Origin of the sequence: Massilia sp. MP_M2 (assembly GCF_039123635.1) — a bacterium.
GTDB lineage: Bacteria > Pseudomonadota > Gammaproteobacteria > Burkholderiales > Burkholderiaceae_D > Telluria.
The window spans coordinates 1-18103 of sequence record NZ_JBCHJF010000009.1 but is presented as its reverse complement, the minus strand read 5'-3'; the positions used below and the strand labels follow the sequence as shown (position 1 = coordinate 18103).

Annotated in this window: 12 protein-coding genes and 1 tRNA gene; 5 read left to right on the top strand and 8 right to left on the bottom strand. The window is 60.7% G+C overall.

Annotated elements, in window-relative coordinates:
• The 7 genes from RCH14_RS17940 to RCH14_RS17910 all read right to left on the bottom strand — a co-directional run bounded on the left by RCH14_RS17940 (position 1) and on the right by RCH14_RS17910 (position 11942).
• Positions 1-402, bottom strand: coding sequence for a hypothetical protein (locus RCH14_RS17940; RefSeq protein ID WP_343027469.1), 402 nt, complete (start codon positions 400-402; stop codon positions 1-3).
• The gene (locus RCH14_RS17935) at positions 389-5314 is read right to left on the bottom strand and encodes an RHS repeat-associated core domain-containing protein (protein ID WP_343027468.1); all 4926 of its coding nucleotides are present in this window, start codon (positions 5312-5314) and stop codon (positions 389-391) included. Before RCH14_RS17935 ends, RCH14_RS17940 begins: the two co-directional genes overlap by 14 nt.
• Before the next feature lie 9 nt (positions 5315-5323).
• Complete coding sequence (locus RCH14_RS17930; RefSeq protein ID WP_343027467.1) at positions 5324-8233, bottom strand: type VI secretion system Vgr family protein; 2910 nt, start codon at positions 8231-8233, stop codon at positions 5324-5326.
• 286 nt (positions 8234-8519) lie between these two features.
• Positions 8520-8595: transfer RNA gene (locus tag RCH14_RS17925), tRNA-Lys, on the bottom strand.
• Between the two features lie 72 nt (positions 8596-8667).
• The gene (locus tag RCH14_RS17920) at positions 8668-10464 is read right to left on the bottom strand and encodes a GspE/PulE family protein (protein ID WP_343027466.1); all 1797 of its coding nucleotides are present in this window, start codon (positions 10462-10464) and stop codon (positions 8668-8670) included.
• 16 nt (positions 10465-10480) lie between these two features.
• Positions 10481-11263, bottom strand: coding sequence for a spermidine synthase (locus RCH14_RS17915; protein WP_343027465.1), 783 nt, complete (start codon positions 11261-11263; stop codon positions 10481-10483).
• Positions 11264-11396: 133 nt separating this feature from the next.
• Complete coding sequence (locus RCH14_RS17910; RefSeq protein ID WP_343027464.1) at positions 11397-11942, bottom strand: glycine zipper 2TM domain-containing protein; 546 nt, start codon at positions 11940-11942, stop codon at positions 11397-11399.
• A gap of 275 nt (positions 11943-12217) precedes the next feature.
• Here RCH14_RS17910 and RCH14_RS17905 point away from each other — a divergent pair, with 275 nt between their 5' ends.
• From RCH14_RS17905 to RCH14_RS17885, 5 genes are all read left to right on the top strand, one after another.
• The gene (locus RCH14_RS17905; RefSeq protein WP_343027463.1) at positions 12218-12745 is read left to right on the top strand and encodes a barstar family protein; all 528 of its coding nucleotides are present in this window, start codon (positions 12218-12220) and stop codon (positions 12743-12745) included.
• 52 nt (positions 12746-12797) lie between these two features.
• On the top strand, positions 12798-13427 hold the full coding sequence (gene purN, locus RCH14_RS17900; RefSeq protein ID WP_343027462.1) for a phosphoribosylglycinamide formyltransferase: 630 nt from the start codon (positions 12798-12800) through the stop codon (positions 13425-13427).
• 43 nt (positions 13428-13470) lie between these two features.
• Positions 13471-14796 (top strand): RsmB/NOP family class I SAM-dependent RNA methyltransferase, encoded by a 1326-nt coding sequence (locus RCH14_RS17895; RefSeq protein WP_343027461.1) that lies wholly within the window; start codon positions 13471-13473, stop codon positions 14794-14796.
• A gap of 12 nt (positions 14797-14808) precedes the next feature.
• The gene (locus RCH14_RS17890) at positions 14809-16179 is read left to right on the top strand and encodes a mechanosensitive ion channel domain-containing protein (protein ID WP_343027460.1); all 1371 of its coding nucleotides are present in this window, start codon (positions 14809-14811) and stop codon (positions 16177-16179) included.
• Between the two features lie 103 nt (positions 16180-16282).
• Positions 16283-17494: a fatty acid desaturase gene (locus RCH14_RS17885; RefSeq protein ID WP_343027459.1), complete on the top strand. Its 1212-nt coding sequence runs from the start codon at positions 16283-16285 to the stop codon at positions 17492-17494.
• A 145-nt stretch (positions 17495-17639) separates the two neighbouring features.
• Here the strand turns inward: RCH14_RS17885 and RCH14_RS17880 are convergent.
• A partial coding sequence (locus tag RCH14_RS17880; protein ID WP_343027458.1) for a transposase occupies positions 17640-18103 on the bottom strand: 464 nt, incomplete at its 5' end.

Genomic DNA, 18103 nt, shown 5'->3' with positions numbered 1-18103 from the left:
CTAGTACCGACGATATTCTTCCCAACTTGTTAGGTCGAAATCACTGCTGTTTTCAAAGCTATCACATTCGATCAATATTGAATTATCACAAGGGTCGAGTATCTTTGCCATATATCCGCCCGGTGTCATCGCTACAAACTCAAATTCAACGCCTTGATTACGTAGTAACCTGCAATATTCGGGGAATTCACCTACTACATTAAACTGAAACAACGGATTTTTCTGCGGATCAATCTTTACTCTTGAATACTGTAACTGGCCGCGGACTGTGGATATGTTGTTGATGAAAAGTTCACCTTCTTCCATTCTAAAGCCGAGAATATCACCATAGAAAGACTCCATTTTCTCCATCATTCCCTTTTTTACTGGAATGAATAGTACAATTATTTTACCGCGTTCCATATCTTCCCTTTGATGCTGGTCGGCTACTTGTGGTGGCGTTATTTCGCGCTTCCTTTGTAGCACACTGATTTGATCGAAATATTTTTGCCCCGGTTCTGCCAAGGGCTTTCTTTTCGGCGGCGTAAAAGGGACTCCTGTTTACAGCCGAGTCGTTCCCGATATCGATAAATTCGTAGCCTTCTGTTGCTCTTTCGCGAATCCAAGCAGCGTTTCCTCCAACTGCTTTTTCCTCCCACTCCTTCGATCCTTGATCAAACTTAAGAGCGCCCGAACGACGTACTATACTGCTCCAATCCTTTTTTATTGTTCTAAATTCCTCACAAGGAAATTTAATACGCATCGCTGCGGCGTAAGCTTCGACAGAAGCTTGTCCTTCGCCAATTACCAAATACCTGGCTAAACCCAGTGGGTCGATATATTCGGTAGGATTCGCAGCATATTCATAAAGGAGAATGCCGCCAGTTAATCCTATCGGATCTCTTGACAGGAATCTTCCAAGTCGGGGGTCATAGTATCGATGCCGATTGTAGTGCAGTGCGGTCTCTTGATCAAAATATTGTCCCTGAAACCGAATCGGATTCCGCATCCCAGCCTTATGTGCTGCCTCGCTGATCGTTTCCTTGGCGTGTCCCCACGCCTTGTATTGTGCCGACCAAGCAACTTTGCCATCGCGATCCGTCAACTCCAGTGGCGTACCGAGATGGTCACACTGGTAAAAGACGATCTCGTTCGCATCGAACGGCTTGGCTTCCAACTCAAGCTCTCCATTCCATAGCGGATCGAGTGCTACATCGTACTTGCCGTAGTTGTCTCTTATAAGCAACTTTATATCGGTACTGGGCGCTAGTCGAAGGGCCTGGCCTTGAGTTGCCTGCACCAGCGGCACGAAGCTATCGCGCTCGTATACATAGTGGACTGTCTGTTCGTCCCCGGCATGGCCAGGGTACACGCTGCTTTCAAGCGCCACTGTGTCGCCATCCCATCCGTACATGGTCTGCGCCGTTTTCAGGAGGGGACTGCCTACCTGAGACTGATGATGCTTGGCAATGCGACGCCCCAATGGATCATAGGCAAAGGTGGTGACGCCTTGCGACGTTACGGCGCGGGTCACCCGGTTGAACGCATCCCATGCATACTCGGAACGCTTGCCGTGTTGCATGCGCTCAACGAGATTGCCGCGTTCGTCGTAGCGATAATTTACGCTAGCATATTCCTTGAGCAGGTTGTCCAGCAGTTTCGGCAGCGGAGCGCGTTGGGAAATGGGTCCCTGCTGCGCGGTATCGGGAACCTGGATGTTCCCTGCGGGATCGAAAGCGAAGGTTTCGTAGCCCATTGCACTGTTTGCCGCCAGCAGCCGTCCGACCGGGTCATAGCGGTATGCGATGTGGCCGCGCCGGTTGTCTTCGACGCTGGCGAGTTGGCCGGACGGGTCATAACGGTAGCGGCGGACGATTGCGGCGCGCATGCCGACCTGAACGTCGGGACGGTACGTATCGGGGTAGAACAACCGATCCTTCTGGCCGACTTGAGCGATGGGGCCGAGCTGCTGTTCGATCAGGCGGCCGGCCGGGTCGTATTTCATCGTTTGCCGCAGGCCGTTGGCCTGGGTGCGGCTGGTTTCCTGGTACAGCGCGTTGCGTTCGAAGGCCACCAACTCTTGCCCGTCGAGCAGCAGGCCGTGCACGTGGCCAGCGCCGTAGGTCAGCCATTCGGTACGGTGGCCGTCGGGACGAACGGTGCCGATGCGCCCGTTCAATTCGTCATGCTGGTGGTGCCAGACTGCGGTGCCCTTACCTGGATGGAACGTGCCCTGGTAGTGCTGGTGCTCGCGCACCAGGTTGCCAGCGGCGTCATAGAACCATTGCAGCCTGGCGTGTTCGTTCTGTGCTTCGGCCAGTTGGCCATTGGCGTTGTAGGAAAAGGTTTCGGTTTGCTCCGGCTGGCCGGGGGCTGCGGCGCGGCGTTGCACGAGCCGGCCCATGGGGTCGAAGTCGAGCCGCGTGGTCACGCCGGCGTCGACGGTCTCCATCAGTACGCCGCTATCGTCGTCGTAACGGTACTCGGTGACCTTGCCGTCAAAACCTTGTTCCTGCAACAGGCGGCCGACCGGGTCATACCGGAAGCGGTAGACACTGCCATTTTCGTTTTCCAGCACGGACAGGCGGCCGAGCGCATCCCAGCGGTAGTGCAGGCCGTGTCCAAGGGCGTCGGTGCGCCTGGCGATCAATCCGGCTGCGGTGTAGCGGTAGGTGGTAGTGCGGGCGAGCGCGTCGGTGTGCGCGAGCAGCCGGCCTTCGGCGTCATGGCACAGTTGCTCTTGCGTACCGTCCGGGTGGATGACGGCTTCGAGCTGTCCGGGATGGTTGCCCCGGTCGCTGCCGTCATTGCGGGCTTGCGCCAGCGTATCGGCGCTAAGAGGTGTGTAGCGGTATCGGGTGACATTACCGGCGGCATCGATGCTCTTGGTAAGCCGTTTGCGATCGTCGTATTCCCAATGGCTGCTGTGTCCGGAACAGTCGGTGTAGCTGGCGAGTCCGCCGTCCGGGGTGTACGTGAGTTTCGAGACGCCACCCTTGGCGTCAAGGATCTCGATGGGCTGGCCGCGCTTGTCGTACGCATACTGCGTCTTGTTGCCGCGTGGGTCTGTCTCTTCAACCAGATGGCCCTGGACATTGTAGTCCCGCTTCCACACGCCACCTTCGCCATCGCGGATCCCGGTAATGCGGTGCTGGTTGTCATACTCGAAGTGGACCTGGCTGCCGTCAGCGCGCGTATGCGTGAGCAGATTGCCATGGTCATCGAAACGGTAGTGCTCGCTGCTGCCGTCGGTGTCGATGTGGCGCACGACGTTCTTGGCAGCGTCACGATAGAACCACTCTTCGCCCCCGTCCGGGTACACGATGCGGTAGGTGTAGCCGGCGATGTCATAGTAGTAGCGGCTCTCTTGACCAAGCGCATCGGTGACGTAGGCCAGGCGAATGTTCTTGTCCCACTCGAGCCGGGTGTCGAAGCTGCCATCGTCGGCCCATTCGCGGATCGCCTTCGCATTGGCGCCGCTGTCAGTGCTGGTATCGTAGGCGAGGTTCATGCCGCGCCCGGTCCGGTCGGTGTAGCGGGTGATGAGATGACGGTCGTACCCGTACTGCCAGGCGGCGCCGTTATCGTCCTGGGCGCGGACCAGGTCGCCGTGCTCGTCGTCATAGTCGTAGGCGGCAAGCTGGCGCACCAGCTTGCCATCCCGGATTTCCCACAGGGCGCGGATGCGACCGCTATTGGCGTCGACTTGAGTGCCGGCGTGGGCGACGATGGCCTCGCCTTGCTTGCTGATGATGTCGCTGAGCACCGCTTCGCCGGCATGGGGACCATGGGCAACGAAGTGGTCGTAGCGCAGGCCAAGGGCGGCGCCGTCGCGGGCGTGCAGTGCGATCAGCCGGAAATGCTGTTTGCCCATCTCGGCGGCCTTGGCGCGTACGGTATCGACCAGCTCGTAGGTTTCGCGCCAGGCGCTGGCTTCGCCTTCTGGCAGGGGCTTGCCGAAGTCGAGCGTGAGCAGGGAGACGCTGATGCGCGTGAGCGTGATCAGCTCGACCGGATCGTGGTGTCGCTGGCCGATGTCGAGGCACGGGTAGCGGTGACTGCGGCCGTCGGCGGCGTGATAGAGCAGGGCGGTGCTCTTGCCCTGGCCAACCACGTCGATGCGCGTGCTGTACGGGGTGAGCCAGCGCGCGCCGAGATGGCCGTGGTCATAAGCGGTCAGCTGGCTGCGGTAGGTGCGGCTCCATTCGATGGGAAGCGGCGCATCGAGGACGAAGTCGGTATGGGTAAAAGTTTCGGCGCCCGTGGCAAAGCTGATCGAGTGCGCGGTGCCGCCCTTTGCCGGGCACAGCTTGCAGGCATTGGCGTCGCCCCTGGCCGGAACTTGTCGGCCGGTGGCGCCCAGTTCGTGGCCCGGATTGTCCTTCTGATGCTGCGCGCCTTTGCCTGACGGGACGAGTGCCGGATAGCGCTTCTTGTGTTTTTTGACGGCGTCGCGCAGCCGCATCAGTATCCAGCGGATACTCATCTGCGCCTGTTCGTCGGCCAGTGCCGCGAGCTTGCCGCGAAACGCCGGCTTGAAGTCGGTGAGGTGGTTGACCATGCCGCTCACGCCCTCTACCGCGGTTTGCGGCAGGTGGCGGGCTGCCACGGCAACGATATAGTTCGCGCTCTTTTTGTATTCCCGGCCAAGTGCGCCAAGCATGCGCCGCCAACTGCTCGTTGCCTTGGGGTCGTACACCCTGGTCTCCACGTCCGCCGTGGCGGCCACGTCGAACAGTGGTTCCTTGCCGATGCAGCTATTCAAGACCTTGATCAGATCATCGGCAACGCCATCGGCAGTATTGGCGCATTCACTCAGGATGCCGGTCAGCTTCTCCATCGCTTTGTCGACAAAGGTGTCGATCTCGCCGGCCAGCTTGGCGTTAAGGTGCATGATCAGCACCTCGATCAGCGCGCTGCCGAGATCCTTGACACCCGATGCCAGCTTTTGCCGGACCAGGTGCAGTGTCGGCCGCAGGGTCATGCGCGCCGCGCTCATCGCGGGCGGTATCGGGACCACGCCGATCAGGTTGATACCCAGGCTGACCCACTGAAGGAATTCGACTTCTTTCTTGTTGATGAGCTTCTGGATCACGCCCACGATGTCCATGACGGCGTCGATCAACGCCATGATGTTGCCAATCACCGGCAAGCTGCCGGCCACGGTCATCAAGCGCTCCAGCGTGATGTAGTCATGGCTGAGCTTGCGCAGCCATTTGTCGAAGGCGGCAGCGCCGGCGCTGACGTCTTGCTGGTCGATGGTGTCGAGCGGCGCCACCGCAACTTCCGGCGCGCGTTGGGCTGGCTTGGACGAGGCTTGCGCGGGTTCGGTCATGGTGGCGCTCTATTGAAAGGACTTTTTCAGGACCGAGGTCACGACGTCGGCGCCAATGCGCGGCAGTGATCCGGGCAAGCCGATGGCTGCCGCGCCGCCCGGGAGCTTGCCCGCAACATGGGCCATGGCCGCCTGGCCGGCCTGCGCCATCAATGCCTGCGCGCCGCCCTGTTTCAACGACTGCACCGCGCTCGCCCCTTGCTCGGCTGCCTGCGCGATCGCGCCGAATTTGTCGGCTGCGTCCTCCAGACTGTCTGTCGCCGCACCGGCGTCCGCCTCGGACAGCGCCGCGACCGGCCATTCGGTGCCGTCCCCAAAGTAGCTGCCTTCATTCCACGGGTCGCGCGGGTCGCTGCCATAGCTGACCGTGGCCATTCCCATCGGCAGACCGGCCACGCTGGCAACGCCGTCGCCATCGAGCGTTCCCTGGTAGACGCCACCTTCGGCGTCGACGACGGTGTAGTCGCCTTGCTCGACGCCTTGCTTCTTGCTGCCTTCCCGGTTCACGTACCGGTGAAGCAGATCGAGCTGTCCCGGTGCCAGTTTCACGGTCTGCGGCAAGGCCGGTGTGCCTTCGCTCTTGCCAGGATCGAGGTTGTGCTGCGCCGCGTGCTGGCGCCAGACGCCGCTTGTGCCATGGACGATGCCGGACGCGTTCCAGCGGCTGAAGCTGGTTCCGCCGTTGATCACCACTTCCTCTTTCGCCGTGATCGTGATCCGGTTGGCGGTATGCGTGATGTTGAGCTTGGCCAGGATGTTGACGCTGTCCTTCAGGGCGGTGATGTCGATGTCGGCGCCCGCCGCCACCAGCTTCATGCCGGCCTTGTAGGCGAACATGCGCACCGCTTCCTTGACGCTGACGAGCAGGCTCTTGCCCGCGCTCAGGCTGGCATGGCCGCCACTGGTCAGGGCGGTGTGCTCCATGCTCATCAGATGCGTCGAGCCCTGCGTGCAGGTTTCGATGCCGGCGGGGCTCGCCAGAACCAGGTGGGGCGCCTGAAATTCAGGGAATTCACCTTGCGCAGGCTGGCCGCCCTGGCCCTTGATGGCGTCGACCTGCGATTTCAGCGCGGCGGCGACCTGGTCCTGGTCGCCCGGCTGATGCGCCTTCGCCTGCTGCGCGACCTGCGACAGGCTGTCGTGCAATGCCTGGCCCTGCGCCATGTGCGCCAGCGTCTCGGCCATGTCGGTGATATGGGCGCGGGCGTTGGGCCGGGCTTCAGTGCTGATCAAGAGGCCTTGCTGCGCGCGCAGCGCGCCATGGCCATCGGTGCGCAGCTCGAAGCCTTGGCCACGTGGCCCCTTGCGGCCGGCGTTGTCGTCGATGCGGTTGATGTGGCCCAGGCTGAGCTGGCTGGCCAGATGGTCGCTCTTGAGCTGCGCCTGGATCTGTCCTTCTGTGTCATCCAGCACCACGTGGTTGCTGCGCCCGCCAGGGGCGTTGCTACCGTTGGTGGTCAGCTCGCGGCTTCTGATCCCTGTCAACGCCCGCTGTCCGGGCAGCTTCCACGGCGGCATCGTGTTCTGGTTGTAGACGGAGCCAGTCACGATCGGATGATCAGGATTACCGTCGAGCCATTGAACGATGACTTCCGAGCCGACCCGCGGATGGCTGGCCAGGCCCTTTTCGCCACCGGCCCAGTTGCTGCCTACCCGTACCCAGCAACTACTGCGTTCGTCCCGGTCCCAGTGAAACCTGACCTGGATACGCCCGTACTGGTCGACGTTCAGGCCGCTCTGGCCTTCCGGGCCGACCACGATGGCGGTCTGCAGGGCCAGCAGCCTGGTCGTCGTGCTGTTGAAGCCGCGTCCGGGAAACCAAGGCACGGCCTTGCTCTGGCAGAGCACGCGATTCTTGTACTCGGCGAGTACATTCTTTCCTTGCAGGTAGTTGTTGCTGGCTTCGTGATGCACTTCCAGGATCAGGAATTCGCTGTCTTCACTTTCACTGAAATGGTCAAGCAGCCGGAACCACCTGCCCGCAGCGACGCGCCGGTTATTGCCGCACGCTTCGTACAGCTCGCCGCGGGCTTCGATTTCCTCCATGCGCAGCCGCGACAGCCGGGAGGCGCCCGACTTGTGCAGGAAGCCGTAATGCCCCTCATAGCTGTGCACTTCGAGTTTCGGCACATCGCCCTGCTGGGCAATGGTGACGGTACCGGCGTGGATCGGGTGGGGATGCTTGAAGTCGAAGCCGCTCACCGTCGCTTGTCCGGACGCCCACTGACGCATTGCACTCCAGTCGCTGAACGCGTCCTCTTCGACTGCGCCACCGGCGCCATGGAAGCGGATACCGGGCGAGGGCCCGTCGATCGGGTCTGCGGTGCGCGTGTCGTCGCAGACCTTCAGCACGTGCCCTTCGCCCGTATGTTCGTACCAATAGCTGTAGCCGGCGGCTTCCCAGCGCCGGCACAGATAGTTGTGGTCGGTCTCGTCCCATTGCGTGGCCATCGTGAACTGCGGCTGTTCGCCCGCGACCTTCCAGTCATAGTCCGGCAGGCTGCCGTAGCCGGCAAAGATCTTCTCCGTTTGCTGGCGCACGCTTTGCGCATGGAACAAGCGGTTGTTGCGGCGCAGGCGCGTGTACGCCAGCCATGGGCGCAGGACGGCCTCGTAAAACGCTACGCCGCCATCCGTCTTGACCAGTTTGAACGAGCTCACATACCCGGTGAAGGGCCGCAGGCGACCGTCAGCCTGTACGAGCGAGATGCACAGCAGCTTCCCGTGGATCGCCTCGAGTTCGATCCTGGCGTCGTCGCTCAGGAGTTCCACCGTGTAGTCGAAGTCGCGCGACACGTATTCCGTGCCGACGAACCGGTTCACCATCAGCGTGGCTTGCGGGCCGTCGTTCTCCGGGAACGCCATGCGCAGCAGGCGGGTGTTCTGGTGGGCGTCCAGCAGTGCGTGCAAGTCAGTCATCGTCTCGCTCATCGGTTGAGCTGCGGATTGTTGACGTCGGGATGCGCACTTGGCGACGCAAGCGCGCTTGAACGTGCGACGAACTTCTGACTGTAGTTATTGAGTTGCGGGAACTTACTGACGAGACGCAAGGCTGTGCGACGTTGCGTCGCGCTCTAGCCTAGACGGGTATGCCCAGCCCTCAAGCGCCGCCGCGCCGTGATGAAAGCGTTGTAAAAATCGGACGAGCCAAAACAAAAAAGGCGTCACGATTTTTCGTAACGCCTTCATTGCAACAATAAATTCTTGGTAGGCCGTGCGGGATTCGAACCTGCGACCAACGGATTAAAAGTCCGCTGCTCTACCAGCTGAGCTAACGACCCAAGGAGGCAGCATTATAGCGGGCGATCCGGCATCGCGCTAGGCTTCCCGCATAAATTTCTGCGAAGAACTACTCAAGACAACGCCGACGTGACCTTCAGCACCTCGTCCGCCGTCGTCACGCCTTCGACGACCTTCATGGCGCCGGCGATGCGCAGCGGCTTCATGCCATCGATAACACTCTGCTGGCGCAGCGCCACCAAGTCGCCCGCACCTCGCATGAGCTTGCCAAACCCCTCGCTCACGCTCAACAGCTCATAAATCCCGGTCCGCCCCCGATATCCGGTCTGCCGGCACTCAGGGCATCCAATGGGCCGGTACACGACCGTCGGCTTGGGAATCTTCCATGCACCGCCAACGCTGTCCCATACATCGTCGCTCAACTCGCCGCCCGGCGTCTTGCAGGCAGGGCAGAGCGTGCGCACCAGGCGTTGGGCCATCACGCCGATCAGGGTTGCCTCAAGCAGGTAATCCGGCACGCCCAGTTCGATCAGGCGCATCACCGCCGATGGCGCGTCATTCGTGTGCAGCGTCGAGAACACCAGGTGCCCGGTCAGCGCCGCCTGGATTGCCATCTCGGCGGTCGGCAGGTCGCGGATCTCGCCGACCATGATGATGTCCGGGTCCTGGCGCATCAACGAGCGCACGCCGTCGGCGAACGACAGGTCGATCCCCGGCTGCACCTGCATCTGGTTGAAGGCCGGTTCGACCATCTCGATCGGGTCTTCTACCGTGCAGACATTGACTTCGCTCGTTGCCAGCGCCTTAAGCGTCGTGTAAAGCGTCGTCGTCTTGCCCGAGCCGGTCGGGCCGGTCACAAGGATGATGCCGTGCGGGCGCTTGGTCAGGCGATCCCAGCGCAGGGCGTCGTCAGCCGGAAAGCCCAGTTCGGGCAATGTCTTGACGACGACTTCAGGGTCGAAAATACGCATGACGAGCTTTTCCCCGAATGCGGTGGGCATCGTCGACAGGCGCAATTCGACTTCCTGGCCGCCGGCGGTGCGGGTTTTGATGCGGCCATCTTGCGGGCGACGTTTTTCAATCACGTCCATCCGCCCCAGCAATTTGATCCGCGCCGTCATCGCAATCATGACCACGGCCGGCACCTGGTACACCTGGTGCAGCACGCCGTCGATGCGAAAGCGTACGACAGCAAATTCACGCTTGGGTTCCAGGTGAATGTCCGAGGCGCGCTGCTCGAACGCGTAACCCCATAGCCAGTCGACGATATTGACGATGTGCTGGTCATTGGCGTCGAACTGCTTGTTCGCCTTGCCCATTTCGACCAGCTGCTCGAAGTTGTTGCGCATCGCGACGTCTTGTCCGCTGCTGCGGTTGGCGTCGCGGATCGACTTGGCCAGCGCGAAGAACTGCGAGATGTACTGGGCGATGTCGAGCGGGTTGGCCAGCACCAGTTCAATGCGGCGTCGCGCGACTTTCGCGATCTCGGCTTCCCATTCGGTCAGCGACGGATCGGCCGTGGCCACCACCAGCGTCGTGGCCGTCATTTCCACCGGCAGAATATTGAAGCGCGCCGCGTAGCCGGCCGACATCACATCGGCCACTTTCGTGAAGTCGATCTTGAGCGGGTCGATGCGGATGAAGGGCAGGCCGACCTTGGCGGCGCACCATTCGGTCAGCACGTCCAGCGTGAGCAGGCGATTGGGGGGCAGTTCGGACACCATCTTGCATTGCGCCACCGCCGTGAGCGGGTGCGTCGCACCCGGCGCATTCCTGAGAATCCCCTGGGCCTGGGCGAATTGGGCCTTGACGTTGTCCTTCGTGACGATCCCGTCGGCCAGTAGCCACGAAAAAATCGATTGCAGGTCGAGCTTGCGCAGGCTGGCGGGTTTTTGTGGGATGGCGTTCACGGTGGCCCTTGGCGAATCAATCGGTGGCGAACAATCCCTTGACCCAGGACGCGGCGGGCAGCTTGGTCTGGAGTTTGATCTGGGCTGCCCGTTTGGTCAGCACGTCCTCGTCAAGTAGCGGGCGGGTCTTGAAGCAGAGCGCGACCACATTACCATCGTGCACCTCGGGCAGACACAATACGTGGCCGAAGGCAAATTTCATGGCCTTGAGGTTCTTGGCAAAACTCGGGTGGTCGCCGAACAGATTGACGGTCATGATGCCGTCGTCGGTCAGGCAATTGGCGCAGGCCACGTAGAACTCGGGCGTGTCGAGCACCGGGCCGCGTGCGGTAGCGTCATACAAGTCGCATTGCAGCACATCGAAGGCGGCGTGGTGCTGTGGGTCTTCGACAAAGTCCAGCGCATCCATCTCCAGCACGGTCAGGCGTTCGTCCAGGCCCGGCAGCTTGAACATCGAGTTGCAGATGGCGATCACCGACGGGTTCAGTTCGATGGCGGTGACGGTTGCCTCGGGAAACTGGCGGTAGCAGAACTTGGTCATTGTGGCCGCGCCCAGGCCGAGCTGGACGATGGCACGTGGCGACTCGATGAACAGCATCCAGGCCATCATCTGCTGCGCGTACTCGAGTTCCGGCCAGTCGGGCTTGCGGATGCGCATGGCGCCCTGGACCCATTCGGTGCCGAAATGCAGGTAGCGTACGCCCTCTTGCTCGGACAGCGTGACGGGCGCGTACTTGGGCTTGCGGGAAGGGCGGCGCGACGATTCGGCCTGTTCGATGGATTTGCGTTTGATGAGCATAAGACTGCCTGATGGAATCGCCCTATTATCGGCGGTTGCGTTCCCGCAGCGCAAGCTCGGACCGCGATCGGCGCTCTGCATACGACAACGCGGCCAAAGGGGCCGCGTTGTTTTTATTCAATGATGACGAAGCTTAACGCCGGTACTGGCTGTAGGCCTGGCCGTCGTCGTAGCTGTCCAGCGGCTGGACCGATACGCGCAGGCGCACGCGGTTGCCCGGGTCATTGCGCATCAGCGACGTGTAATTCTGGCCACGGTATTCGTAGGTCACGTTGTAGCCTGCGGTGCGCGATTCGATGGCTTCCACAGTGCGGCATTGCTGCACGGCTTGTTCTTGCACGCTGCTGCCTTGGCGGCCGTTGTTTTGGACGCGGTCGCCCACCATGGCGCCGGCGATGGCGCCGGCGGCCGATGCTGCAACTTTACCGTTGCCGCCGCCGATCTGGCTGCCGAGCAGGGCGCCGGCGATACCGCCGACGATCGTGCCGCCCGCGTTGCGTTCTTGCTGCACCGGCACTTGCACGTATTCGGTACGGCATTCCTGGCGCGGAGTGCGCACCTGTTCGACGCGCGGCTCGACGCGCACCACCCGGCCGAAATCTTCAAAGTCGGCAGCCTGTGCCAGCGGCAGGGTAGCCACACCCAGGGCTGCGATGATCAGTTTGGCTTGAAATTTCATGATGGTCCTCGTTCAGTGGTGCGACGTTGGTTGAGACAATAAATACAGTCTGCGTTCAAGTCTTGATAGTACGCCGATCACAAAAACACATCGAGTCCCCGTGGCAACAAAATGTAACAGCCGATTGTCGGGCGGTTGAAGCGCGCCAGAATGAATCAGGCGCGATTTGCCCTGATTTTGCGCCAGCTTGGCCGGTACCGATTCTTACAAATGACTATTCGCAATGCACATTTGGGTTGCTTCCAATACCACAAAACGTTACCCTTACACGAATCATGGACTTATTGGCGTATAGCAACGATAGCGAGGTAAGCGGCAGCAACGCCCGATGGCGTCGCGACGGGTTGCTCCATGGCGCGTTATTGACAGGTCAACTTGAGGAAAAAATGAGTTTGTTGATGAGAGTGGCGCCGAATATTGTGCAAGCGATCCGCGCGTTTAACGTTGGCGATCTGCAACAGGAGGCGGGGCAACTCGGACATCATTTTCTGTACGCACATTGCGCCAACACGCTCACCAAACAACAAGTCTGCGCCCGTATCGGCGAACAATTTTACTTCCCGAAGCCGTGCAGCAAGAACTTCGATGCGCTGCGTAAATGCCTGACCGAAACCGTCCACGAAGCGGGCCCGCAGCCGGGCTTTATCGTGGTGCTGGAGCAGCTGCCAAGCGCCCAGAAGTTCGACAAGGAAGCGCGCGAAAACCTGCTCGACGTGTTTCGCGATGCGGCCGAATTCTGGGCCGAAAAGAAGGTCCCGTTCCGCGTGTTCTACTCGTTCGCGACGGTGCCGCCGACCGCCTGAGCGAAGGTCAAAGGCAGCAGTTGGTGGCCGGCGTTACGGTACAATGCCGGCTATGAAAAATATCGTGATCCTGATTTCGGGCCGCGGAAGCAATATGGAAGCGGTCGTGCGAGCGCTTGATGCCGAAGGTTGGCCAGCCCGTATCGCCGCTGTCATCAGCAATAAACCTGACGCCGGCGGCCTGGCGTTTGCGCAGGCGCGCGGCATTCCCACTGCGGTGGTGCCCAGCAAGACGTTCGCTACCCGCGCCGAATTCGACGCCAAGCTGCAGGAAACTATTGACGTCTTTCAGCCCGACCTGGTCGTGCTGGCCGGTTTCATGCGCATCCTGACGGCGCCGTTCGTCGAGCATTATGCAGGCCGGATGCTCAATATTCACCCGTCGCTGCTGCCGCTGTTCCCGGGGCTGCACACGCATCAGCAGGCGCTCGAGGCCGGTTGTGTCGAGCATGGCGCGACGGTCCACTTCGTCACTGCCGAACTCGATCACGGCCCGGCTGTATTGCAGGCACGCATTCCTGTATTGCCGGGCGATACCGAAGCCACGCTGGCTACCCGCCTGCTGGTCGAAGAACACAAGATTTATCCGCGCGCGGTGCGCCTGTTCGTTGAAGACCGTCTGGTCGTCGAGAACGGTGCGGTGCGCATCGTCGAGCCTGGCTTTGACACCCTCAGTATTTAAAACACACTGTTTTAAATAAGCAGTTTACAACCCAAGGATTTACATGAGATTGCCTCCAGCGATCGTCGCCAAGACCGAAGAAGTCTTGCGCGAGATTCTCCGTTTTACCTCGCCAGCCGACGTCACCCTGTCGCGTTTCTTCAAGGATAACCCGCGTTTCGGCGGCCGTGAGCGTGGCGTGATTGCCGAAGCCGTGTATTCGGTGCTGCGTAACAAGTCGTTCTTCACCGATTTCGCCGGCCATGGCAGCACGCCATCGATGCGTCGCCTGGCGCTGCTGGGCCTGGCCGAAACGGCTGGCATCGATTCGATCGGCGGCCTGACCGAAGACGAAACCCACTTCCTGACCCGTATCAAGGAAGTCGATCGCACGCTGCTGCCAGGTCCGGTGCAAGCGAACCTGCCGCAATGGCTGTACGACAAGCTGGTGGCCCAGTTCGGCCAAGCCGAAGCGCTCGAACTGGCCGCGGTGCTCAACACGCCTGCGCCGCTCGACCTGCGCGTCAATTCGATCAAGGCCGAGCGCGATGCCGTCATCGCTACGCTGCTCGAAGCGCCGATCATCGCCGAGCCGATGCCGTATGCGCCGCTGGGCCTGCGCGTCAAGCAAAAGCCTGCGCTGCAGAATCTGCCGCTGTTCAAGGAAGGCGCGATCGAAGTGCAGGACGAGGGCAGCCAGGTGCTGTCGCAGATCGTCGGCGCGCGCCGTGGCGAGATGGTGGTCGACTTTTGTGCCGGCGCCGGCGGCAAGACGCTGGCACTGGGCGCACTGATGCGCAATACCGGTCGCCTGTACGCGTTCGATGTGTCCGAAAAGCGCCTGGCCAAACTGAAGCCACGCATGGCGCGCAGCGGTTTGTCGAACGTGCATCCGGTGTTGATCGCGCACGAGCGCGATGCCAAGGTCAAGCGCCTGGCCGGCAAGATCGACCGCGTGCTGGTCGATGCGCCATGCTCGGGCCTGGGCACCTTGCGCCGCAATCCGGACGTCAAATGGCGTCAGCAACTGGGCGCGATTGCCGAGATGCAGGAAAAACAAGCCGCGATCCTGGACGGCGCTGCACGCCTGGTCAAGAACGGTGGCCGCCTCGTGTACGCCACCTGCAGCCTGCTGGATGAAGAAAACGACGTCATCGTCGAAGGCTTCCTGGCGACGCATCCTGACTTCGATCTGGTGCCGATGAGTCAAGTGCTGGCCGAGCAAAAGATTCCGCTCGAGATGGACAAGTACCTCAAGCTCTTGCCCCACAAGCACCAGACCGACGGCTTCTTCGCCGCCGTGCTGCAACGCAAGGCGCTGGTCAAGGCTGCGCCAGTCAAGGCCGAGGCTGATGCTGACGCCGACGTGACGGCAACCGACGACGAATAAGGAGACCCTGCGATGCCCTTGTCCGACCTCTGGAATGTCATGATTGTCGACATACGCAACCCGGCCCTGTTGTGGCAGGCGCTTGCCATTGTCTTCTGCGTGGCTGCAGGCTGGGGGTTGGCAGGGCTGATCGGGCGCTCGCTGCTCAAGGGCCGCGACGAGCGGGGCCGCTTGATGCGTGTCGGGCTGGGCGGTGTAGCTCGCGTGCTCGGGCCGCTGTTGACCGTCGCGCTGCTGTCGCTGAGCAAGGTCATTCTGGAACACTTCCAGACCGTGAACCTGCTGCGCGTGGCGCTGCCGCTGTTCGTCTCGCTGGCGGTCATCCGCACCTTCTTCTACCTGCTGCGTCGCGCGTTTGCGCGTCGTGGCCAGGTGGGCGAAGCGTTGCAGACGTTCGAGCGCGTGTTTGCCTTCACGGCCTGGATCATCGTTGCGCTGCACCTGACCGGCATCCTGCCGGACGTGTTGCGCGCGCTCGAGACGACCATGCTGCCGGTCGGGGCCAAGAAAACCTCGCTGCTCGACCTGCTGCAGGGCGTCGTCTCGATCGTCGTACTGATGATCGTGGCGCTGTGGGCCGGCGCCGCGCTCGAAGAGCGGCTGATGCATGTCGAGCGCATGCACTCGTCACTGCGCGTCGCAATGGCGCGCGTGGGCCGCGCCGCGCTGATCCTCGTTGCCGTGTTGTTCAGCCTGTCGCTGGCGGGGCTGGACCTGACTGTGCTGTCGGTGTTTGGCGGCGCGCTCGGTGTGGGTCTGGGTCTGGGCATGCAGCGTATTGCCAGTAATTATGTGTCCGGTTTCATCATCCTGTTCGAGCGCAGCCTGGCGATTGGCGATCCGATCACGCTCGACAAATACTCCGGCAAGGTCGTGCGCATCAATACGCGCTACACGGTGTTGCGTAGTACCGACGGTACCCAGACGCTGTTGCCGAACGAAATGCTGATCACGGGCGTGGTGCTGAACCAGTCGGTGACCAACAAGAACGTGCGCGCCGTCACCAAGCTGATCGTGTCGTACGACAGCGATCTGTCGGTCGTGATGCCGTTGTTGGAAGAGCAACCAAAGGGCGTTGACCGCGTGCTGGAGACGCCGGCCCCGAACGTGCTGCTCACTGCGTTTGTCGCCGATGGCTACGAACTGGAAGTCGGATTCTTCCTGGGCGACCCTGAAAACGGGCAGGGCGGACCGATCTCGGAAGTCAACCGCAAGATCTACACGCTGGTGCATACGGGCACAATCAAGCTCGGCCACCCTTCGATGGACACACGCCTGCTTGACGCGCACATCACGTCGATGATGACGCGCACGCCCCAGGGTGCGCCAGACGCTACCGAAGGTGGCGTAAAACAGACTGCCGCGGATTTAGGCAAAAATTGAAGACGTGCTGCTGCCGTGCGGCAGTAGAAACACGTAAAATGCAAGGGTTATGCATGTGCGATCTTCCTGATCGACGTCATACAAGCCCTGCATTGGAGACTGAATGAATTTCTTTAACGACACTTTGCACGCTGTGCTGTCGTTCTTGTCGACCGGCCTGCTGGATTTTTCGGCATGGGAAGTCGTTCTGTACACGCTGGTGGTCACGCACATCACCATCATCAGCGTGACGGTGTACCTGCACCGCCATCAAGCGCACCGCTCGCTTGACCTGCACCCGATTCCAAGTCACTTCTTCCGCTTCTGGCTGTGGCTGACCACTGGTCAGGTCACCAAAGAGTGGGCGTCGATCCACCGCAAGCACCACGCCAAGTGCGACACCGAAGAAGATCCGCACAGCCCGCAAACGCGCGGCATCCGCAAGGTGCTGTTCGAAGGCGCCGAGCTGTACCGCGCCGAAAGCAAGGTTCAGGAAACCATGGACAAGTATGGCCATGGCACGCCGGACGACTGGATCGAGCGCCACGTGTACACCGGCCGCAGCATGATGGGCGTGGTGGCCCTCTTGGTGATCAACGTTGCGCTGTTCGGCGTGATCGGTTTGTCGGTTTGGGCAGTGCAGATGATGTGGATTCCGATCACCGCTGCCGGCATCATCAATGGCCTCGGCCACTGGTGGGGTTACCGCAATTTCGATTGCAGCGACGCCGCGACCAACATCTTCCCTTGGGGCATCCTGATTGGCGGTGAAGAGCTGCACAACAATCACCACACGTATGCGACGTCCGCCAAGCTGTCGAGCAAGTGGTACGAGTTCGATCTGGGCTGGGGTTACATCCGCATGCTCGAGATGGTGGGGCTGGCCAAGGTCAAGAAAGTGGCGCCGAAGCCAAAGCTTGCCAAAAACAAGGAGCAGGCCGACTTCGACACGCTGCAATCGGTTATCGCCAACCGCTATGACGTGATGGCCAAGTATGCAAAATCGGTGCGTCACGCGTTCCATGAAGAGTTCGCGCAACGCAAGCACGCAAGTGGCCTGGAAACGCGCTTCCTGAAAAGTTCGCGCAAGCTGATGCAGCGCGAACCGACCAAGCTGGAGTTGTCGCAGAAAGAACAGTTGGTCGAGCTGTTCCAGCACAGCAAGGCGCTGGAGACTATGCACAATATGCGCGTGGAACTGGGCGCGATCTGGGAACGTTCGCACCACACCCGCGATCAGTTGCTGCATCAGTTGCAAGACTGGTGCAACCGCGCCGAGGCGTCGGGCATCAAGGCGCTGCAAGAGTTTTCTTTGCGCCTGCGCACCTATGCCTGATCTGCATTAGCAGATTGAAAAAAGAACGGCTCCTTCGGGAGCCGTTTTGCATTTGGCCCAGCTGGGGTCAGGTCTGACATTCAGACACGACCTCAGCCTTGGCAACCTCTAATGGTGTCTGGCCCAGCTGGGGTCACAGCTGGGGTCAGATACCGTCTTGAATTGCAAGCCGATTCGATAAGAAATTTGCGTCGAATGGCTTGCCTGTTCGAATGACACCGTAAATCAGATGGGCCAATTTGTGCGTAACAGCGCCGATGACGGCTTTTTTCACCATGCCGGTTGCAAGCAGGCGGTCGGCAAACTGGCGCAAAATGGGGTTATGACGGCGCGCCACCATGCTCGGCATAAAGAGCGCAGCTCGTAGTGACGAACTTCCCGTCTTGCTCATTACCGTTCGGCCCCTCACCGAACTGCCGGACGTACGCTGCTTTGGTGTCACGCCTAGGAAGGCCGCGAAAGCCTTGGCGTTCTTGAAGCGACGAATGTCGCCAATGTGACCAAGGACACGGGCTATTGTCGTCGTTCCCAAGCCAGGGATACTGGCAATGAGCTGTGCGTCATTTTTGAGAGCAGGATGCCGATCGATGTGATCATCGATCTCCTTTT

What these genes read in the sequence shown, in the direction of transcription:
- RCH14_RS17930 (WP_343027467.1), bottom strand. Translation starts at nt 8,233, where the DNA reads ATGACTGACTTGCACGCACTGCTGGACGCCCACCAGAACACCCGCCTG.
- RCH14_RS17905 (WP_343027463.1), top strand. Translation starts at nt 12,218, where the DNA reads ATGGACTTATTGGCGTATAGCAACGATAGCGAGGTAAGCGGCAGCAAC.
- purN (WP_343027462.1), top strand. Translation starts at nt 12,798, where the DNA reads ATGAAAAATATCGTGATCCTGATTTCGGGCCGCGGAAGCAATATGGAA.
- RCH14_RS17915 (WP_343027465.1), bottom strand. Translation starts at nt 11,263, where the DNA reads ATGCTCATCAAACGCAAATCCATCGAACAGGCCGAATCGTCGCGCCGC.
- RCH14_RS17910 (WP_343027464.1), bottom strand. Translation starts at nt 11,942, where the DNA reads ATGAAATTTCAAGCCAAACTGATCATCGCAGCCCTGGGTGTGGCTACC.
- RCH14_RS17890 (WP_343027460.1), top strand. Translation starts at nt 14,809, where the DNA reads ATGCCCTTGTCCGACCTCTGGAATGTCATGATTGTCGACATACGCAAC.
- RCH14_RS17885 (WP_343027459.1), top strand. Translation starts at nt 16,283, where the DNA reads ATGAATTTCTTTAACGACACTTTGCACGCTGTGCTGTCGTTCTTGTCG.
- RCH14_RS17935 (WP_343027468.1), bottom strand. Translation starts at nt 5,314, where the DNA reads ATGACCGAACCCGCGCAAGCCTCGTCCAAGCCAGCCCAACGCGCGCCG.
- RCH14_RS17895 (WP_343027461.1), top strand. Translation starts at nt 13,471, where the DNA reads ATGAGATTGCCTCCAGCGATCGTCGCCAAGACCGAAGAAGTCTTGCGC.
- RCH14_RS17940 (WP_343027469.1), bottom strand. Translation starts at nt 402, where the DNA reads ATGGAACGCGGTAAAATAATTGTACTATTCATTCCAGTAAAAAAGGGA.